The sequence below is a fragment of the Craterilacuibacter sp. genome, from assembly GCF_051659485.1.
Taxonomy (GTDB): Bacteria; Pseudomonadota; Gammaproteobacteria; order Burkholderiales; family Chromobacteriaceae; genus Craterilacuibacter.
Genome location: NZ_JBOFOO010000235.1, coordinates 1 through 2,953 on the forward strand (window position 1 = coordinate 1; position 2,953 = coordinate 2,953).

Sequence of the window (2,953 nt, forward strand, 5' to 3'; positions counted from 1 at the left end):
GCTGGCCGCTATCTGGTCTTGATGCCTAATAATCCGCGTGGTGGCGGGGTATCGCGCCGTATCGAGGGTGAAGAGCGTCAGGAACTGAAGGACTTGATGGTCAAGCTGAATGTGACGCCGGGCATGAGCCTGATTGCGCGCACTGCCGGGATTGGCCGCAATTTCGAAGAGCTGCAGTGGGATCTGAGCTATCTGACCCAACTGTGGAATGCGATTGAAGCCGCTGCCGGTGCCCAGAAGGCTCCGTTCCTGATTTTGCAGGAAGGCAGTCTGGTGATTCGTGCCATTCGCGACTACTACCAGCCGGATATTGGCGAAATCCTGATCGATACCGAAGTCGTATACGAGCAGGCGCGTCAATTCATGAGCCACGTGATGCCGAATAATGTCGGCCGCGTCAAACTCTACACCGACCCGGTTCCGTTGTTCTCCCGCTACCAGATCGAACACCAGATCGAAACCGCCTATTCGCGCAGCGTACAGTTGCCGTCTGGTGGTGCGATTGTGATCGACCATACCGAAGCACTGGTTTCCGTCGACGTCAACTCCGCGCGTGCCACCAAGGGCGCAGATATCGAAGAAACCGCACTGCGTACCAATCTGGAAGCGGCAGAAGAAATCGCCCGTCAACTGCGCCTGCGTGACCTTGGCGGCTTGGTGGTGATCGATTTTATCGATATGGAAAACCCCAAGAGCCAGCGCGATGTGGAAAATACGCTGCGTGATGCGCTCAAACATGACCGTGCCCGCGTACAGATGGGCAAGCTGTCACGCTTTGGCCTGCTGGAATTGTCGCGTCAGCGCCTGCAGCCTAGCTTGGGTGAATCCAGTCATATCCCGTGCCCGCGTTGCCATGGTATCGGCTTTATTCGTGGTACCGAGTCGTCGGCCTTGCACATCCTGCGCATCATCCAGGAAGAGGCGATGAAGGAAAATACCGGTGCGGTGCATGCGCAGGTGCCGGTTGATGTGGCAACCTTCCTGCTCAATGAAAAGCGTACCGAGCTGTATTCGACCGAAGAGCGTCTGGGTGTCAGCGTCTTGCTGATTCCTAACGTGCATCTGGAAACGCCACATTACAAAATCGTCCGTTTGCGTCACGAAGATCTGAACGAGTTGGCTGATGCGCCTAGCTATCGCCGCGTAGAAATGCCGGAAGATGACGCAGAGGCCAACTTTGGTCAGAAAAAGCCGGAGATTAAGCGCCTGGAAGCTGCGGTTAAAGGGATTACCCCGCAGCAACCTGCACCATCCGCGCCGGAAGTGCCTGCTGCGCCGGTTGCCAAGCCCGCTGTGGTTGCCGAGCCGGGTCTGATTGGCCGTCTGGTGGGCTGGTTTAAAGGCCTGGCTGCGCCTGAAGCTGCACCGGCACCTGTGGCGCCAGTCAAGCCGGCTCAGCGTGAAGAGCGCAAGCCGCGTAATCAGAGCGAGCGCCGTCAAGGGAGTAATGGCCAGCGCCGGGACCGCAATGCGTCGCAGGATGAGCGCCGCAAGAGTAGTGACGAGCGTCGCACTCAGGAAACTGTCAGCGAAGCCCGTAGCGAAGTGCGCGAACCACGCGAGCCGCGTCCGCCGCGTGAACCACGCCAGCGTCGCGAGCGCGAACCACGCGCCGAGCGCGAACAGGTGCCGGCTCGTCAAGCTGAAGCCAGTCAGGATGTAGTTCGTCCGGAAGGAGCTTCGCGACAGGAGAGCCAGCGTCCGCAGCAAGAGCCACGCCGTCGTGAAAAGCAGCAGGCCGATGCCAGTAAGCAGGTCGCGGAAAATCGTGCGCAAGTTGTACCGAGTGACGAGCCTAAAGCTATCGAGCTTGTTGTGCCGGCTAGCGAGCATGCCGTTGTTCAGGCGGATGCCGCAGAAACAGTGGAGCGCAATGAGCGTCGTCGTCGTCGTAGCCGTCGTGACCGTCGTCGTGATGAAGTGCCGGCGGCAAATGCCACGGCCGAGGGTGCTCAGCCGGTAGGGATTACGGTTGAAACGACGCTAGCTAGCAGTGAGATGGTACAAATTGGCGCTGTTGAACCTGTAGTCGCTGCGGCCGAGATCAAGGTGGAAGAAGCCAAACCTGAAATCGCTGCCGTTGCGGTGGTGACTGCGGCCGTTGCTGCCGCGCCTGCCGAAACTGTTGTCGAGTTGCCTGTCGAGATCGCGCCTGTTGTTCAGGTGCAGGCTGAAGCTGCGGTGCTGCCTGTCTATGAGCAAGTGACAACGGCCATAGCGCCTGCGGTAGATGCACCGCTTGAGCTTGCGCCGGCTGTGACTGAGGTTGTGGCTGAAATGCCGCGGGATACCGCTCCGGCTACTGTTGCGGTCATGGCTGAGCCTGCGGTTTTCGAACAGGTACTGCCGGTGCTTGCGCCTGTAGCCAAAAAACAGCTTGAAGAGCCTGCTGCCGATCTGGGTGGACTGGTTATGGTCGCCACACGCGCCGTGCCTGCCGAGATCGCGGTTGAAGCTGTTGTTGTGCAAGGGAAGCGTCGTAGCGATGTGCTGCGTACCACCCAGCCATCTGCGCCGAGTGAGTCTGCGCAGTTGATGCAGGTGGAAACGCGCGACTAAAGGTGATGGTTTGATGTGTCAGGCCGGAATATCGGTTTGACACATCTTAAATCGATACATATAATAGGCAACTCAATTCCCTGATAGCTCAGTTGGTAGAGCGACGGACTGTTAATCCGCAGGTCGCAGGTTCGAGCCCTGCTCGGGGAGCCAATAGATTCAAGCATTTAGCCCGCCTTTAAGGTGGGCTTTTTGTTTTGTGCCGCCTTTTTGCTGCATTTTTGCTGCACTCGTTGCAGCAGTTTGCGGTAAATACCTGCGCTTCACTTTCTGCAGCTTCGCTATACGCATATTCACCTTTACGGAGAAGACTGTATGGCAAGCATCACCCGGCGGGGCCCCTACCAGTTTCAAGCGATCATCCGTCGCAAGGGCTACCCCTCACAAACCCGCA

2 protein-coding genes and 1 tRNA gene are annotated in these 2,953 nt (G+C 58.1%); 2 read left to right on the plus strand and 1 reads right to left on the minus strand.

The window, feature by feature from the left end:
• A partial coding sequence (locus tag ACRC1E_RS08330) for an Rne/Rng family ribonuclease (protein ID WP_438514636.1) occupies positions 1-2,559 on the plus strand: 2,559 nt, incomplete at its 5' end.
• Positions 2,560-2,636: 77 nt separating this feature from the next.
• Positions 2,637-2,712 (plus strand) — tRNA-Asn (locus ACRC1E_RS08335).
• 6 nt (positions 2,713-2,718) lie between these two features.
• Here ACRC1E_RS08335 and ACRC1E_RS08340 read toward each other — a convergent pair.
• The gene (locus ACRC1E_RS08340; protein ID WP_438514637.1) at positions 2,719-2,913 is read right to left on the minus strand and encodes a hypothetical protein; all 195 of its coding nucleotides are present in this window, start codon (positions 2,911-2,913) and stop codon (positions 2,719-2,721) included.
• Positions 2,914-2,953 lie beyond the last annotated feature (40 nt).